This window comes from Williamsia sp. M5A3_1d (genome assembly GCF_053345315.1).
Map to the genome: position 1 here is coordinate 246,850 of NZ_JBKEZX010000003.1, position 13,556 is coordinate 260,405.

Below are 13,556 nucleotides of genomic sequence, written 5' to 3' on the forward strand. Positions count from 1 at the left end.
TCATCTGACGAAAGTAGTTGCTCTCTCATGGTCAATCCCTGGTTCGAAACCGTTCTCGAGGCGCAACGTCGCGCGAAGAAGCGGCTGCCGAAGTCGGTGTACTCCTCGCTGGTGGCCGGGAGTGAGAAGGGCATCACGCTGCACGACAACGTCGAGGCGTTCGCCGAGATCGGCTTCGCGCCGCATGTGGTGGGTGCACACGCCGAACGTGAGCAGGCGACATCGATCATGGGCCAGGAGATCTCGATGCCCGTCCTGATCTCCCCGACCGGGGTGCAGGCGGTCGACAAGGAGGGCGAGGTCGCCGTCGCCCGGGCCGCCGCCGCCCGCGGCACCGCGATGGGCCTGTCGAGTTTCGCCTCCAAGCCGATCGAGGAGGTGACCGCGGTCAACGACAAGATCTTCTTCCAGGCCTACTGGCTGAACTCGCGCGAGGACATCCTCAAACGCGCCGAACGGGCCCGTGCGGCCGGCGCCAAGGGGTTGATCGTGACGACGGACTGGTCGTTCTCGATGGGCCGCGACTGGGGTTCGCCCGAGATCCCCGAGAAGGTCGACCTCAAGGCGTTGCTCAAGCTCGCACCCGAGATCGCGATGCGACCGCGCTACGCCTGGGACTGGTTCAACCGGGGCAAGCCGATCATCCCCGATCTCACCGCCCCCAACGTCGTCGACAAGGGCCAGACCGGACCGACGTTCTTCGGCGCCTACGGGCAGTGGATGGCCACCGCGCCGCCGTCGTGGGAAGACCTCGCCTGGCTGCGTGAGCAGTGGGGCGGACCGTTCATGGTCAAGGGCATCACCCGACTCGACGACGCCAAACGCGCCCGCGACATCGGCGCCACCGCACTGTCGGTGTCGAACCACGGTGGCAACAACCTCGACGGCACCCCGGCCACCATCCGCATGCTCGGACCCATCGCCGACGCCGTCGGAGGCGACATGGAGGTCCTGCTCGACGGCGGCATCCGCCGCGGCAGCGACGTCGTCAAAGCCCTCGCACTCGGCGCCGACGCGGTCATGATCGGCCGCGCCTACCTCTGGGGCCTGGCCGCCAACGGGCAGACCGGCGTCGAGAACGTCCTCGACATCCTGCGCGGCGGCATCGATTCCGCTCTGATGGGACTGGGCCGCAAAAGCATCCACGAACTCACCCGCGGCGACATCATCATCCCCGACGGTTTCGAGCGACGCTTCGGTGACACCACCGACCGCGAGACCGCCGCGGTCTCGGCGGAAACAAACTAGAACACGTTTCAGTTTGGGGTAGTCTGACCCGATGGGACGTTTCGACGGCAAGGTCGTCTACATCACCGGCATCGCCCGGGGGCAGGGTCGCAATCATGCGATCCGCTTCGCCGAGGAGGGTGCCGCGGTCATCGGCCTCGACATCGCCGGACCGGTGGCCGACCACACCACCTACCCGCACGCCACCGCCGACGACCTCGCCGAGACGATCGCCGCGGTGGAGGGTGTGGGCGGCAAGATGCTTGCGCGCCAGGGCGACACACGCGATCTCGCGTTCCAGGAACAACTGGTCGCCGACGGTGTGGAGCAGTTCGGCGCCATCGACCTCGTCATCGCGAACGCGGGGATCCTCACCTGGGGTCAGTCGTGGGAGCTCACCGAGGCGCAGTTCTCCGATGTCATCGACGTGAACGTCGGCGGTACGTGGAAGACGCTGCGGGCGACCCTGCCCACGATGATCGCCGCAGGCAACGGAGGCTCCATCGTGGTGGTCAGTTCGTCGGCGGGGCTCAAGGCCATGCCGTTGCAGGCCTCCTACACCGCCTCGAAGTTCGCACTCACCGGTATGGCGCAGACGGTGGCGAAAGAGGTGGGGGAGTACAGGATCCGGGTCAACACGATCCACCCCTACGCGGTCGACACCCCGATGGCCTTCGAGGACACCTCGGCCCAGCATGCGTTCACGATCAAGAAGTATCAGCCGCACTTCGCGCCGATCCTGAACGAACCCTTCTACAGCTCACGTGACGAGGTCACCTCACTCGTCATGTACCTGTGCAGCGACGACGCCCGCACCATCACCGCGTCGACCTTCTCGATGGACCAGGGGAGCGTGAAGGTCTAGACCCGCCCGGGCCCCGACGCCCGTCGGGTCAGTCGGCCCAGACCGTCGAGAGTCCGGTGGCCGAACGTGCCGGGGGCACCGGTGTGCCGGTCTGCGTGCGCGAGAAGCGTGGTGCGGGAGCGGCTTGCATCACGTCGTCGAGTTCGGCCAGGTTGGCGCGCGCGGCCATGTGCGGATCGGTCGGAGCCTCGGCGAAGGTGAGCACGGGGGTCGTGCAGGCGTCGGTGCCGGCGAAGACCTCGGCCCACTCATCGCGGGTGCGGGTCGCGAACGTCTCGGTGAACACCGCGCGCAGTTCGTCCCAGCGGGCGATGTCGTTCTGTTCCGGGATCTCGGCATCGGTAAGCCCGAGTCCGGCGATCAACTGCGCGTAGAACTGCGGCTCGATCGCACCGACGGCCATGTACTTCCCGTCGGAGGTCTCGTAGACCTCGTACCACGGTGCGCCGGTGTCGAGCATGTTCACGCCCCGCTCGTCACGCCACAGCCCGGTTCCGCGGAAGGCCCACATCATCTGTCCCAGAACCGAAGCGCCGTCGACCATGGCCGCGTCGACCACCTGTCCCGCACCCGACACCGACCGTTCGACGAGCGCGGCCAGCACGCCCTGCACGAGGAACATCGACCCGCCGCCGAAGTCACCGACGAGGTTGAGCGGCGGCACCGGACGCTCGCCCGCGCGACCGATCGCGTGCAGCATCCCGGTCATCGAGATGTAGTTGATGTCGTGGCCGGCGCGGTCGGCCATCGGGCCGTCCTGACCCCAACCGGTCATGCGGCCGTACACCAGTCGGGGGTTCACGGCGAGGAGGTCGTCGGGACCGAGGCCCAGCCGCTCCATCACACCGGGCCGGAATCCCTCGAGGAGGATGTCGGCTCGCTCGACGAGTCGGATGACCTCGGCCTTGTTGTCGGCCGACTTGAGATCGGCCTCCACCACCGCCGAGCGTCCGCGCAGGAGTTGATCGGCGTTGCGTCCCGGTGCGGGCAGGGTCCCGGCGCGCTGTACGCGCACCACATCGGCGCCGAGGTCGGCCAGCATCATCGCGGCGTGGGGGCCGGGCCCGATGCCGGCGAACTCCACGACCCGGATGCCTGTCAGAGGGCCCTGGCGTCGGTCGTTGCGGGGCTGCTCACTCGAACTCATCGAAGTACCTCGTCGTCGGTTGCCGGTGGAAAGACCGAGCGCTCGCTCTGTCGCTCTCAGCATCGCATGGGGCCGTGGTGATCGCTCTCGCCGGGTGGTTTGCCCGTCGACACGGCGCGCCGGAGGCGCGAAACGCCGGAACGGTGAAAAGCGTTCGCCGCTTCGTGTGTTCAGGAGCGCTTGCGGTGGCTAGCATTGTCCGAATGATCTGCTCCGGTGGGCTCGGCGCGGCGACCTGGACCGCGCTCGACGGCCGGCAGGTCACGCTGGTGGTCCCGGTGGGCTCGGTGGAGCAACACGGCCCACACCTCCCGCTCGACACCGACACGCGTATCGCCGGTGCCGTGGCGGACGGCGCCCGCGAGGCGCTCGGCGACGACACGCAGATGCTGATCGCCCCGGCGCTCGCCTACGGTGCCAGCGGCGAGCACGAGGACTTCCCCGGGACCGTCTCCATCGGACATGAGGCGCTGCGGCAGGTGCTCGTGGAGTACGGCCGCAGCGCGTGCCGGTGGGCCGCGCGCATCGTGTTCGTCAACGGACACGGTGGCAACGTCGCGACCCTGGTCGACGCGGTCGGCCTGCTGCGTGCCGAGGGGCGCGACGTGGTCTGGTTCCCCTGTACGGTCGTCGGCGCCGACGCGCACGCCGGTGCCACCGAAACCGCTCTGCTGCTGCACATCTCGCCCGAGACGGTCCGATCGGATGCGATCGCGGTCGGCAACACCGGTGCGGTCACCGACCTCATGCCCCGCCTGCGTGCGTCGGGCGTGCGGGCGGTCAGCCCGAACGGGGTGCTCGGCGACCCCGGTCGCGGCGACCCCGAGGACGGGCGCGCACATCTCGACGCGATGTCGACCCGGCTGGCCGACGCGATGCGTCGATGGTCCCCCGACGCCCACGGCATCATCCGATGACCCGCCGCCCCGACGCCACCGATCTCGACGCCACCGATCCTGATTCCCCTGATCCAGACTCCACGAGTCCTGATGCCGCCGGGCCGATGGATGCCGAGGCCGACGCCGGATCCGAGGCGACGGTGGACGACACGCCGGCACGTCCCGCGCAGGAGCTGCCCGACGGGTTCCAGGTGCAACTCGACATGGCCACCGTCGTCAACCCCGCCTCGCGCAGGCATCTGCTCGGCGGATCGCCGATGCGTCTGCTGACGCTGGCGCCCGCGGCGGTGGACATGATCGACGTCGATGGTCGACTGGTTGTCGCGGGCCGGTCGTCGGCTGCGCTGGGTCGTCGGCTGCTCGACGCCGGTGTCGCCCATCCGCGGCCGATGTTCGGACCCGGTGCCGAGGACGTGACGGTCGTGATCCCGGTGCGCGACAACCAATCCGGAATCGACAGGCTGCTCGGCGCACTCGTCGGTGTCCGCGTCGTCGTCGTCGACGACGGATCGACGACACCGGTCGTCGTGGACGATGTGCGGCGCGCGGCTGGTGTCGAGCTGATGCGACTCGACCGCAGCGTCGGTCCGGCGGCCGCCCGCAACCACGGTGCCCGTCGCGTCGAGACCGATCTGATCGCCTTCGTCGACTCCGACGTCGTACCCGAATCCGGTTGGCTGTTCAAGCTTCTCGCCCACTTCTCCGACGACCGGGTCGCGATGGTGGCACCACGCATCGTCGCGATGTCGCCCGAGGGTGGCCCCATGGCGCGCTACGAGGCGCTGTGCTCATCGCTCGACATGGGGCGCCGCGAGAGCGCGGTGACACCCGGATCGCGCGTCCCCTACGTGCCGAGTGCCGCGATCATCATGCGCCGCAGCGTGTTCGGCGAGGTCACCACCGGCGGTTTCGACGAGTCGCTGCACGTGGCCGAGGACGTCGACCTGTGCTGGCGCATCACGTCTGCGGGCTGGATCATCCGGTACGACCCCGTCGCCGTCGCGGCACACGATCACCGGGACCGGCTCGGCCCGGCGTTGCGCCGACGACGCTTCTACGGGACCGGGGCGGCGCTGCTCAGCGATCGCCACCCCACCCTCGCGGCCCCGGTCGTGATGACCGTCCCGATGGCGATCGCGGCCATCGGTGTGCTGACCCGGTCCCGATGGGGGCTGGGACTGCTGGTGGCCATGGTCGCGCTCATCGGGCGACGACTCCACGGCCGGGTCTCACACGTCCCCGACGCGCTCTCGGTGGCCGCGAAGCTCACCGCACAGTCGGTGGGATTCGGCTTCCTGCAGTTCGCCTCGGCGCTGTGTCGACACTACTGGCCGCTGTCGGTCGTTCTCGCGGTGTTCTCCGCCCGGTTCCGACAGGTGCTGCTCGTCGTAGCCCTCGCCGACGGCCTCGTCGAGTGGGTGCGCTCGGAGATGCTCAACCCCGACCCGGTCCAGCGACTGGGTATCGCCCGGTTCGTGATCCTCAAGCGACTCGACGACCTCGCGTACGGTGCGGGGCTCTGGGAAGGCGTGGCCACCGCCCGCGCGACGGGCGCGCTACGTCCGGTCATCGGATTGCCGGGCGGGTCCGTACGAACGGGTGGTCCGAGCCGCTCGTGACCACTCGGCGTCGCGTCGTGGTCGTCGGTGCCGGCAGTTGCGGATGTGTGGTGGCCGAACGCCTCTCGCGTGACGACGACGTTGTCGTGACCCTGATCGAGGCGGGCCGCGACGCCCCGACCGACCACGACGTCCGGCTCGCGCATCTCCCGGTGGGCAGCGATGCGACACGGGTGCGGCGGCACCGCACGGCCGACGGTCTCGAACTCGTCCGTGGCCTCGGGGTGGGCGGATCGTCGGTCGTCAACGGCGGTTACTTCCTGCGCGGTCATCGCACCGATCTCGAGGACTGGGACCGACGCTGGTGGGACGCCGACACCGTCGAACGGTTCCATCGCATCCTCGACGGCGGCGGCGCCGGCGGGATGATGTCGGTCCGGCCCGTGGACGACACCGATCTGCACCCGCGCGCCCATGCCTTCGAAAAATATTGGTGCACCCTGGGATACGACGTGATCACGGCGGAATGGCCCGCGGTCGGGATCAACCGGGTACGCGTCAACGCCGACGGTGTCGGGCGGGTGTCGGCCGACCGGGCGTTCCTCACCACCGCGGTCCGCGCCCGACCGTCGTTGCGGATCGTCGCCGACACGACGGTCGAGGAGGTCCTGATGTCGGGGGGTGTGGCGCTCGGTGTGCGCGCCGGTGGCCGGACGATCCCCGCGGACGAGGTGATCCTCTGCGCGGGCACCCTGGCGAGTGCGACGCTGCTCGCGAGGTCGGCGGGATGGGGGAGGTCGACCTACCCGCTGTCCGAACACCGCGAGATCCTCGTCCGATACCGCGAACGCCCGGGGGCGCCCCGGACGTCCGCCGACGTCCCCTTGCTCCCGACCGTCCTGCACACCGAGGACGCGCTCGAGATCCGCTGCTACAACGCCGATTTCGCCGACCACATCACCGGTGTCCCGCCCTCGGGCCCGGCTGTGGGGGTGGCGGGCATGGTCCCGGGCGCGACCGGTCACCTGGCCGTCGACGCGGGCGGTGGCGTCGCCATCGACGTCGGGGGTGCCCACGCGACCACCGAGGCCATGCGTCGGTGGTCGCACCGCGTGGTCGAGATGCTCGAGGGGCCCGACCACGCCGACCTCGTCGAGCCGGGCAGCGTGACGATCGATCCGGTGCTCGCCACGTCGCAGCATGCCTGGGGCACCATGCCGATGGGCACCGTGACCGATGCGCTCGGCGGCGTGACGGGCGTCGAGGGCCTGCGCGTCGTCGACGGATCGATCCTGCCGACCGCGCTGTCGAGCGGACCGCACGCGACCACGATGATGATGGCGGCGCGGATCGCCGCCGCCATCGCCGGACCGCGTGCGGTCGGCGGCGGTATCGTCGGGGCGTGACCACACTCGGCGACCCGGCGGTCCGGGAGTTCCTGTCCACCGGAACCCGTACCGGCATGCTCGGTTTCACCGCGTCCGACGGTCGTCCGCTCATCGCTCCGGTCTGGTTCGTGCTCGACGAACGCACCTCCGGAGATGGGGAGACCGATCTGCGCATCGCGTTCAACACCGGTGCCGACACCGCGAAAGGTCGAGCGCTGCACCGCGATCCGCGTGTGGTGCTCTGTGTCGACCTGCCCGAACCGCCGTACGCCTTCGTCCAGGTCCAGGGACGCGTGGAGATCAGCGACGATCTCGACGAGGTGCGACGCATCGCCACCGCGGCGGGCGGGCGTTACATGGGCACAGACCGCGCCGAGGAGTTCGGTGCCCGGAACGGGGTGCCCGGCGAGCTCGCGCTGTGGATCGAGCCGACGAAGGTGATCGCCTCCCTCGACGTCAGCGCCTGACCCCGCCACGCCGCCACTGCGCGTGCGGTGACCGGCGAGTGCTCAGGGAAGGACGCGCTGCTCCTCGCGACGCGGGCTGAGGGCGAAGGTGCGGTCGCGCGGATCCCAGAACGCCAGCACGGGCCACGCCAGGGCCTGAGCGAGTCGGGCGAACCCGATGCCGACGAGTGACCCCGCCCACTGCTTGCGCTTGCCGTGCATCCGGAACGTCCGCGGGGTTCGGGCGGTGTACTTCCAATAGCTGGCCGGGGTCGTGCAGAGGCGGCGTCCCGAGATCTGGGCGTCCATGCCCGGCACCCACGCGAGCTGCCATCCCCGATCCACCACGGTGAGGCCGATGTCGAGGTCGTCCTGGATGTCGTCACGGGTGCTGGTGTGGGGCGCGATGTCGGTCCAGGCCGCCGCCCGCATCACGCAGTTGGCGCCGAAGGTGTCGGCCATCTCGGTGATGTCACCCTTGCGCATCGCGGCTTCGAGTTTCGCGGTGAAGCGGGCCTGCGCGGAGCGGAACAGCCACTGGGCGGGCATGTCGTGCATCGAGCACAGGCCGCTGCCGCCGGCGACGGTGGGCGGCACCACCGCGAAGAATCGGCGGATCGCCGCGGTCCATCGCGGCGTGACGACGGTGTCGGCGTCGATCTTCGCGATCAGGTCCCCGGCGGCCTCCCGGACTCCCCGGGCCGCGGCGTGCAATGCACCCTGCTGGGTCTCGGTGACGAGGCGGACCGTCGGCGATCGCCGCGCGTACGACTCGGCGATGGCGGCGGTGCCGTCGGTCGAGTTGTTGTCGATGACGATGACCTCGTGGACGGGTTCGTCCTGGTCGAGGAGCGCATCGAGGCATGCCGCGATGTCCGCCTCCTCGTTGTAGGCGGGAATGATCACCGAGATCGTGGGACTGGACACTGCTGCATGCTTGCCCAGACGAACGGATAGGTCAATGTCGTCAATCGCGCGACACGGCCGCCCGGCGGTAGGCGCGCAGCGCCGGGTAACCGAACACGACGAGTCCACCGACGGCCCACAGCAACGTCTTGACGAGGCTGTCGGTCACCGGTCCACCGATCGCGAGGGCTCGCATGGTGTCGATCGCGCACGTCATCGGCTGGTTCGCGACGAGCGGCTGCAGGACTCCCGGGTAGGCGCTGACCGGGGAGAACCCGGAGTTGAAGAACATGAACAGGCTCGCGATCAGCGACAGGATCGGCACCAACGGGATGTTCGACGACGACAGTGCGAGAGCGAGCACGATCGTGAAGAACGCCGCCCCGTAGAGCAGGGCGACGGCGAAGATGCCGAGCGCGGGCACGAAACCCTGGTCGAAACGCCAACCGATGATCATCCCGAACAGCGTCAGGATCACCGTGCCGACCAGTATCCGCATCAGCTCGGCCGCGATTCGTGAGCTGAAATCGGCCGCGCGGTGGACGGGGAGTACGTAGAGCCGGGTGAGCAGACCCGTCTTGCGCTCGGTCGTCAGCCGTACGCCGCCGGCCATCGAACCGAACATGGCGCCGACGAGGACCACCAGCGGGACGGTGCCGAACGCGCTGTTCTGCCCGGTCGCCTGGCCGATGGCGTCGCCGAGCACGACCTTGAACATGATCATGCTCAGGGCCGGGAACAAGAGGGTCTGCAACAGGGTCACCCGGTCGCGCAGGACGACGAGGGTCTGCCGACCGGTGAGGATGCCGGTGTGGGTGAACCACGCGCGCAGTCCGCGCTCGCTGTGACGGCCCACCTCGGGGAATCGCGTCACCAGCAGGTCGCCGACGCCCGATGCCCGGGGCGCGACGGCGACGTCGACGGCGGCCTTATCGACCGCCGCGCTGCGCAGACGGGTCGTCGGCGCGTCGTCGACGGCGACGGCGCCACGATCGCGGATCGGGATCCGCGTGGTCGGCCGGTCCGCCGAATCGGGCGCGAGAACGGTCCAGGGTCCGACCACCGCTCGGATCGACCCGGTGCCCGGGAACAGCACCTGTCGTCCCGACGTCATGTCGGTGCGGCGGGTCTCGGTGTCGTCGGGGTCGACCGATCTGCGGGATACGGGCCGGTTCTCCGAACGCCACCAGTGTTCGTGGTCGGTCTGCCCCGGCGACCGATGTCGTGGCCGGCGCGGCAGTCGGGTGGTGGGCTCATCCCCCGACGGCGTCCCGGTGATCTCCCAGTTCACCGGCGAGCACCCCGCACGATGACGTACGCGCCGCCCGCGACGGCCAGGACTGCCACACTGCCGGCCCAGATGAGCGGCGCCTGTGCGACATCCCAGGTGACGCGACCGTTGTCGAACGCGCGCATCAGCTCGGTGAACTGCGAGATGGGCTGGTTCCGAGCGAACGGGCGGATCCACTCGGGGAACGACGCCTCGGGCACGAACCCGGTCGAGAGCATCCCGAGGATGAGCTGCGGCAGGGCCAGCGCCTGGCTCGTGGCCTCCGGGTTGCTGGCCACGACACCGATCGCGTCGGCCCCGAGCGCCAGCAGCAGTCCGACGACGAACGCGACGGCGAGGAAACCGGCCATGTAGAAGACGCCGTGTTCGGGTCGCCACCCGATGACGAGTCCGGAGACGACAGCCCAGAACAGCGAGATGACCAACAGGATCGCGTTGGCGACCAGGCGCGCGAACATCGGGATCACCGCGTTGACCGGCATGCTGCGCAGTCGGTCGGTGATCCCGGCGCTGCCGTCGGTGGCGGCGCGCATCGCCGCGGATGTCGCCACGAATCCCACCGATTGCAGCAGGATGACCGGCATCAGGAACTGCGCGTAGTTGACGCCGGGAAAGGCGTCGAAAATGCTGCGCAGCGGGACGTAGAAACAGATGGTCAACATCACCGGGGCGACGATTCCCAGCACGAACTCGCCCTGTCGGAGCATCCCGCGCAGTGATCTCTCGGTGAGTGCCAGCGTCTGGCCCCACGGGCTGATGTTCCCGGTGGCGAGTCCGCCGATCACCAGCGGCCGTGGGGCCGTGGTCGTCACCGAACCCCCTCGCGCTCCGACGCGGCCCCCGCGGGTGTCGGGGCCTCGGTGTTGGTCGGCGCGGTGAGTTTGAGGAAGACGTCGTCGAGGGAGGGGCGCCGCAGGCCGACATCCGACAGTTCGATCGCGGCATCGTCGAGACGTCGGACGATCTCGACGAGGGTCGCGGTCCCGCGGACGGCTGGCACGGTCAGCGCGGTCCCGCCCGAGGCGCTGCGGATCTGGTCGCGGCCGACGAGGTCGGCGAGCAGGTCGGTGATCTTCTCGATGTCGTCGGGATAGCTGGGGATGACCTCACAGAAGGTCCCGCTGACGCGTTCCTTCAGCTCGTCGGCCGTGCCCTCGGCGATGACCCGGCCCTTGTCGATCACCACGATGTTGTCGCTGAGGAGGTCGGCCTCCTCGAGGTACTGAGTGGTCAGCAACGTCGTGATGCCCAGTTCGCGGAGGTTCGTGACGATGTTCCACACATCCTGTCGGCTGCGCGGATCGAGTCCGGTCGTCGGTTCGTCGAGGAACACCACCTCGGGCCGGACGACGAGTCCGCAGGCGATGTCGATGCGCCGCCGCATGCCCCCGGAGAACTTGCCCACCCGGCGGCCGGCCGCCTCGGTGAGGTTGAACGCCTCGAGCAGTTCCGCCGCGCGCAACCGAGCCCCCTTCTTGTCGAGGCCCATCAGCCTGCCGAAGAGCACGAGGTTCTCCTGACCGGTCAGGGACTCGTCCAGAGCGGCGAACTGGCCGGTCAACATGATCGATCGACGTACCTGGGCGCGGTCGGCCACCACGTCGTGACCGGCGATGCGCGCCGACCCGGCGTCGGGGATCAGCAGCGTGGCCAGCATGTTCACCGTGGTGGTCTTGCCTGCCCCGTTGGGCCCGAGCAGTCCGAGCACCGTTCCCGGGGCGACCTCGAACGACACGCCGTCGACGGCCGTGAAGTCGCCGAACCGTTTCACCAGGCCGTCGGCGACGACACTCGGCGTCGTCCCCGCGGGATCCGTGCGGCCGGCCGCGATCCATCCGCCGGACTGGCTGCCCTGCATCTGTGGTCCTGTCGTCGGGGGAGTGAAGGGGAACGCGGGCTCGACGGCGTCCCGGCCGGGTCGACATCGACCGACCCGGTGGCGAGTGTATTCGTCCGGTGAACGTGTTCCGTGTGATCGGCGCGGTGTGTAACGCTCCGTGACATATCGCCGATATCGAAATCGGAAAAAGAAATCGATGACCGTTTAGTTTTGGGTCGTGGAATTACCGGTACTCTTTTATCGGCCCGCGCACCGAGATCGACGACCGCGAGGTGCGACCACCGACAAGCCGGTGTTCGCGTTCGCGGCGGGAGAATGGGAGAGCAACGTGGCGATGCAGCTTCGTTCGCAGAAGACGACCACCGCCGGTCGTGTGCGCGTGAGCCAGATCGACGACACACGCACCCTGGGCCAGCTCGTCGGCGCCGCCGCCGCGATCGCCCCCGGGCAGCCGGCGATCTGCAAACCCGGTCTCACCATCACCTTCGGTCAGCTGGCCTCCTCGGCGTTCGGCGCCGTCGGCGCGATGTCGGGTGGAGACGTCATCGACGACTCCGCACTCACCGTCGCGCTGATGATGAACGTCCCCGGCCTCGCCTTGTCCGGTCCGACCGGCCTGGCCGCTACATTGATCTCGTTGCGTGTACAGGCGTCGGTGGCCCTCGCGGGTGCCGATCGCGCCTGAGCCCAGCAGGGTCCGCGACACCGCCCGATCCACGAAACATCCACCGCGCCGCCCGGTGCGCCGGTGGACGACCAGACAGAGAGTGGGACCGCACCCATGAGCAATCCCTTCGATGACGAGAACGGTCGCTTCTTCGTGCTGGTGAACGCGGAGAACCAGCACTCCCTGTGGCCCACGTTCGTCGACATCCCCGCCGGCTGGGACAAGGTCTTCGGTGAGGCATCGCGTGCGGAGTGCCTCGACTACGTCAACGAGCACTGGACCGATCTGCGGCCCAAGAGCCTGATCGAGGCCATGGAGGCCGACTCCGCGCAGTGATCTGACGCGCGAACACCGGTCATCTCGGGGCCGACACGCCCGGTCAGGGACACGGTCAGCCATCGAATGTGACACGGATCACCTGTCGATGTAACGAGATCGACATCGCCTGAAGCCCCGAAAGTGCTGTTCACAGCATCTTTTGTGAAGAAGTACCAGGGTTTACCGTTCCACTCTGTAACGAAACGGATACCCAAACGACTCCTACCACCCGTTACTGTGTCCCTACACCACGCAGGGTGACCGGGAATCAGGGGTTCAGACATGGCATTCGCAGCAGTTCGGTCGGGGGGAACGACCGCGGAGCACGATCTCGACGAGGCACGCGGTGTCGCCTCCTCGGACCTGATCCGGACGGTCCATCGAATTGCGGAGTCCGCGCCCAACCGGGTCGCGTGCCGCTACCACTACCGCTCGCTCTCCTACCGGGAACTCGACGCCGCCATCGAGCTGATGGTGCCGGTCACGCGCAGCCAGCAGATGGACGACCGCGCCGCCATCGTGGCCGCCGTCTTCGCCGGGATGCCCGCCCTGTCGACCGAGCGGGATCCCGCCACCGTCGCCTCCGTCATCGACGGTACCTTCGCCCGCGTGATGCAGGATCTCTCCGAACTCGAGATCGCCGCCACCGCAGGCCCCGTCCGGACCATGCGGACGAGTGAGATCGACCTGCGGGGGATCGCCAGCAGGCTGACCGGCGCCTGAGTCGCACGGTCTTCTCTCGGCCCCGGTGCGGGGCCGCTGTACTACATCGCTCGTTCATGCTCGTGTAACATCGGAAGTCGTTTTGCCATCGTGAAATCTGGCATCACGACCCGCGATGACTGATCGAGAAGTCGGCGAATTCGCCCGTTCGCGTCAGGCGTGTCACCACGCCCGGCGAGGTTCGTTGGTGAAACCATCGTGAGGTGACGCGGATGACACTCCGCGGTCATCGTCGTTGGGTGTCACGACGGCCGTCGAACGGGATCGGAGCGCGAGAATC

Annotated in this window: 14 protein-coding genes; 9 read left to right on the forward strand and 5 right to left on the reverse strand. The window is 68.8% G+C overall.

The window, feature by feature from the left end:
• The first annotated feature begins 27 nt into the window (after positions 1–27).
• Entirely contained in the window at positions 28–1,248 is a 1,221-nt protein-coding gene (gene mftD, locus ACLBW1_RS13615) for a pre-mycofactocin synthase MftD (RefSeq protein WP_447812375.1), read from the forward strand.
• Positions 1,249–1,279: 31 nt separating this feature from the next.
• Entirely contained in the window at positions 1,280–2,092 is an 813-nt protein-coding gene (locus ACLBW1_RS13620) for a mycofactocin-coupled SDR family oxidoreductase (RefSeq protein WP_447812376.1), read from the forward strand.
• Between the two features lie 28 nt (positions 2,093–2,120).
• Here the strand turns inward: ACLBW1_RS13620 and ACLBW1_RS13625 are convergent, their stop codons facing one another.
• On the reverse strand, positions 2,121–3,239 hold the full coding sequence (locus ACLBW1_RS13625; RefSeq protein ID WP_447812377.1) for a CaiB/BaiF CoA transferase family protein: 1,119 nt from the start codon (positions 3,237–3,239) through the stop codon (positions 2,121–2,123).
• Positions 3,240–3,442: 203 nt separating this feature from the next.
• On the opposite strand from ACLBW1_RS13625, the gene mftE reads away from it, so the two are divergent.
• Genes mftE through ACLBW1_RS13645 form a run of 4 tightly spaced genes read left to right on the forward strand, consistent with a single transcriptional unit; the run spans position 3,443 to position 7,552 of the window.
• Positions 3,443–4,156: a mycofactocin biosynthesis peptidyl-dipeptidase MftE gene (mftE, locus tag ACLBW1_RS13630; RefSeq protein ID WP_447812378.1), complete on the forward strand. Its 714-nt coding sequence runs from the start codon at positions 3,443–3,445 to the stop codon at positions 4,154–4,156.
• Positions 4,153–5,757 (forward strand): mycofactocin biosynthesis glycosyltransferase MftF, encoded by a 1,605-nt coding sequence (mftF, locus tag ACLBW1_RS13635; protein WP_447812379.1) that lies wholly within the window; start codon positions 4,153–4,155, stop codon positions 5,755–5,757. The genes mftE and mftF overlap by 4 nt, the downstream gene beginning before the upstream one ends.
• On the forward strand, positions 5,754–7,103 hold the full coding sequence (gene mftG, locus ACLBW1_RS13640; protein WP_447812380.1) for a mycofactocin system GMC family oxidoreductase MftG: 1,350 nt from the start codon (positions 5,754–5,756) through the stop codon (positions 7,101–7,103). The genes mftF and mftG overlap by 4 nt, the downstream gene beginning before the upstream one ends.
• Complete coding sequence (locus ACLBW1_RS13645) at positions 7,100–7,552, forward strand: PPOX class F420-dependent oxidoreductase (RefSeq protein WP_447812381.1); 453 nt, start codon at positions 7,100–7,102, stop codon at positions 7,550–7,552. Before mftG ends, ACLBW1_RS13645 begins: the two co-directional genes overlap by 4 nt.
• 42 nt (positions 7,553–7,594) lie before the next feature.
• On the opposite strand, the gene ACLBW1_RS13650 is transcribed toward ACLBW1_RS13645, so the two are convergent.
• The 4 genes from ACLBW1_RS13650 to ACLBW1_RS13665 are packed head-to-tail and all read right to left on the reverse strand — an operon-like array spanning position 7,595 to position 11,586.
• Positions 7,595–8,458: a glycosyltransferase gene (locus tag ACLBW1_RS13650; RefSeq protein ID WP_447812382.1), complete on the reverse strand. Its 864-nt coding sequence runs from the start codon at positions 8,456–8,458 to the stop codon at positions 7,595–7,597.
• Positions 8,459–8,498: 40 nt separating this feature from the next.
• Positions 8,499–9,728, reverse strand: a complete 1,230-nt coding sequence (locus ACLBW1_RS13655; protein WP_447812383.1) for an ABC transporter permease — start codon at positions 9,726–9,728, stop codon at positions 8,499–8,501.
• The gene (locus tag ACLBW1_RS13660; protein WP_447812384.1) at positions 9,725–10,540 is read right to left on the reverse strand and encodes an ABC transporter permease; all 816 of its coding nucleotides are present in this window, start codon (positions 10,538–10,540) and stop codon (positions 9,725–9,727) included. Before ACLBW1_RS13660 ends, ACLBW1_RS13655 begins: the two co-directional genes overlap by 4 nt.
• Complete coding sequence (locus tag ACLBW1_RS13665; protein WP_447812385.1) at positions 10,537–11,586, reverse strand: ATP-binding cassette domain-containing protein; 1,050 nt, start codon at positions 11,584–11,586, stop codon at positions 10,537–10,539. The genes ACLBW1_RS13660 and ACLBW1_RS13665 overlap by 4 nt, the downstream gene beginning before the upstream one ends.
• Positions 11,587–11,785: 199 nt before the next feature.
• On the opposite strand from ACLBW1_RS13665, the gene ACLBW1_RS13670 reads away from it, so the two are divergent.
• From ACLBW1_RS13670 to ACLBW1_RS13680, 3 genes are all read left to right on the forward strand, one after another.
• The gene (locus ACLBW1_RS13670) at positions 11,786–12,253 is read left to right on the forward strand and encodes a hypothetical protein (protein ID WP_447812386.1); all 468 of its coding nucleotides are present in this window, start codon (positions 11,786–11,788) and stop codon (positions 12,251–12,253) included.
• A gap of 96 nt (positions 12,254–12,349) precedes the next feature.
• Positions 12,350–12,571 carry an MbtH family protein gene (locus ACLBW1_RS13675; protein ID WP_045823710.1) on the forward strand — a complete coding sequence of 74 codons (222 nt, stop codon included), beginning with the start codon at positions 12,350–12,352 and terminating at the stop codon, positions 12,569–12,571.
• A 264-nt stretch (positions 12,572–12,835) separates the two neighbouring features.
• Positions 12,836–13,276 (forward strand): hypothetical protein, encoded by a 441-nt coding sequence (locus ACLBW1_RS13680; protein ID WP_447812387.1) that lies wholly within the window; start codon positions 12,836–12,838, stop codon positions 13,274–13,276.
• The last annotated feature ends 280 nt before the right edge of the window (positions 13,277–13,556 follow it).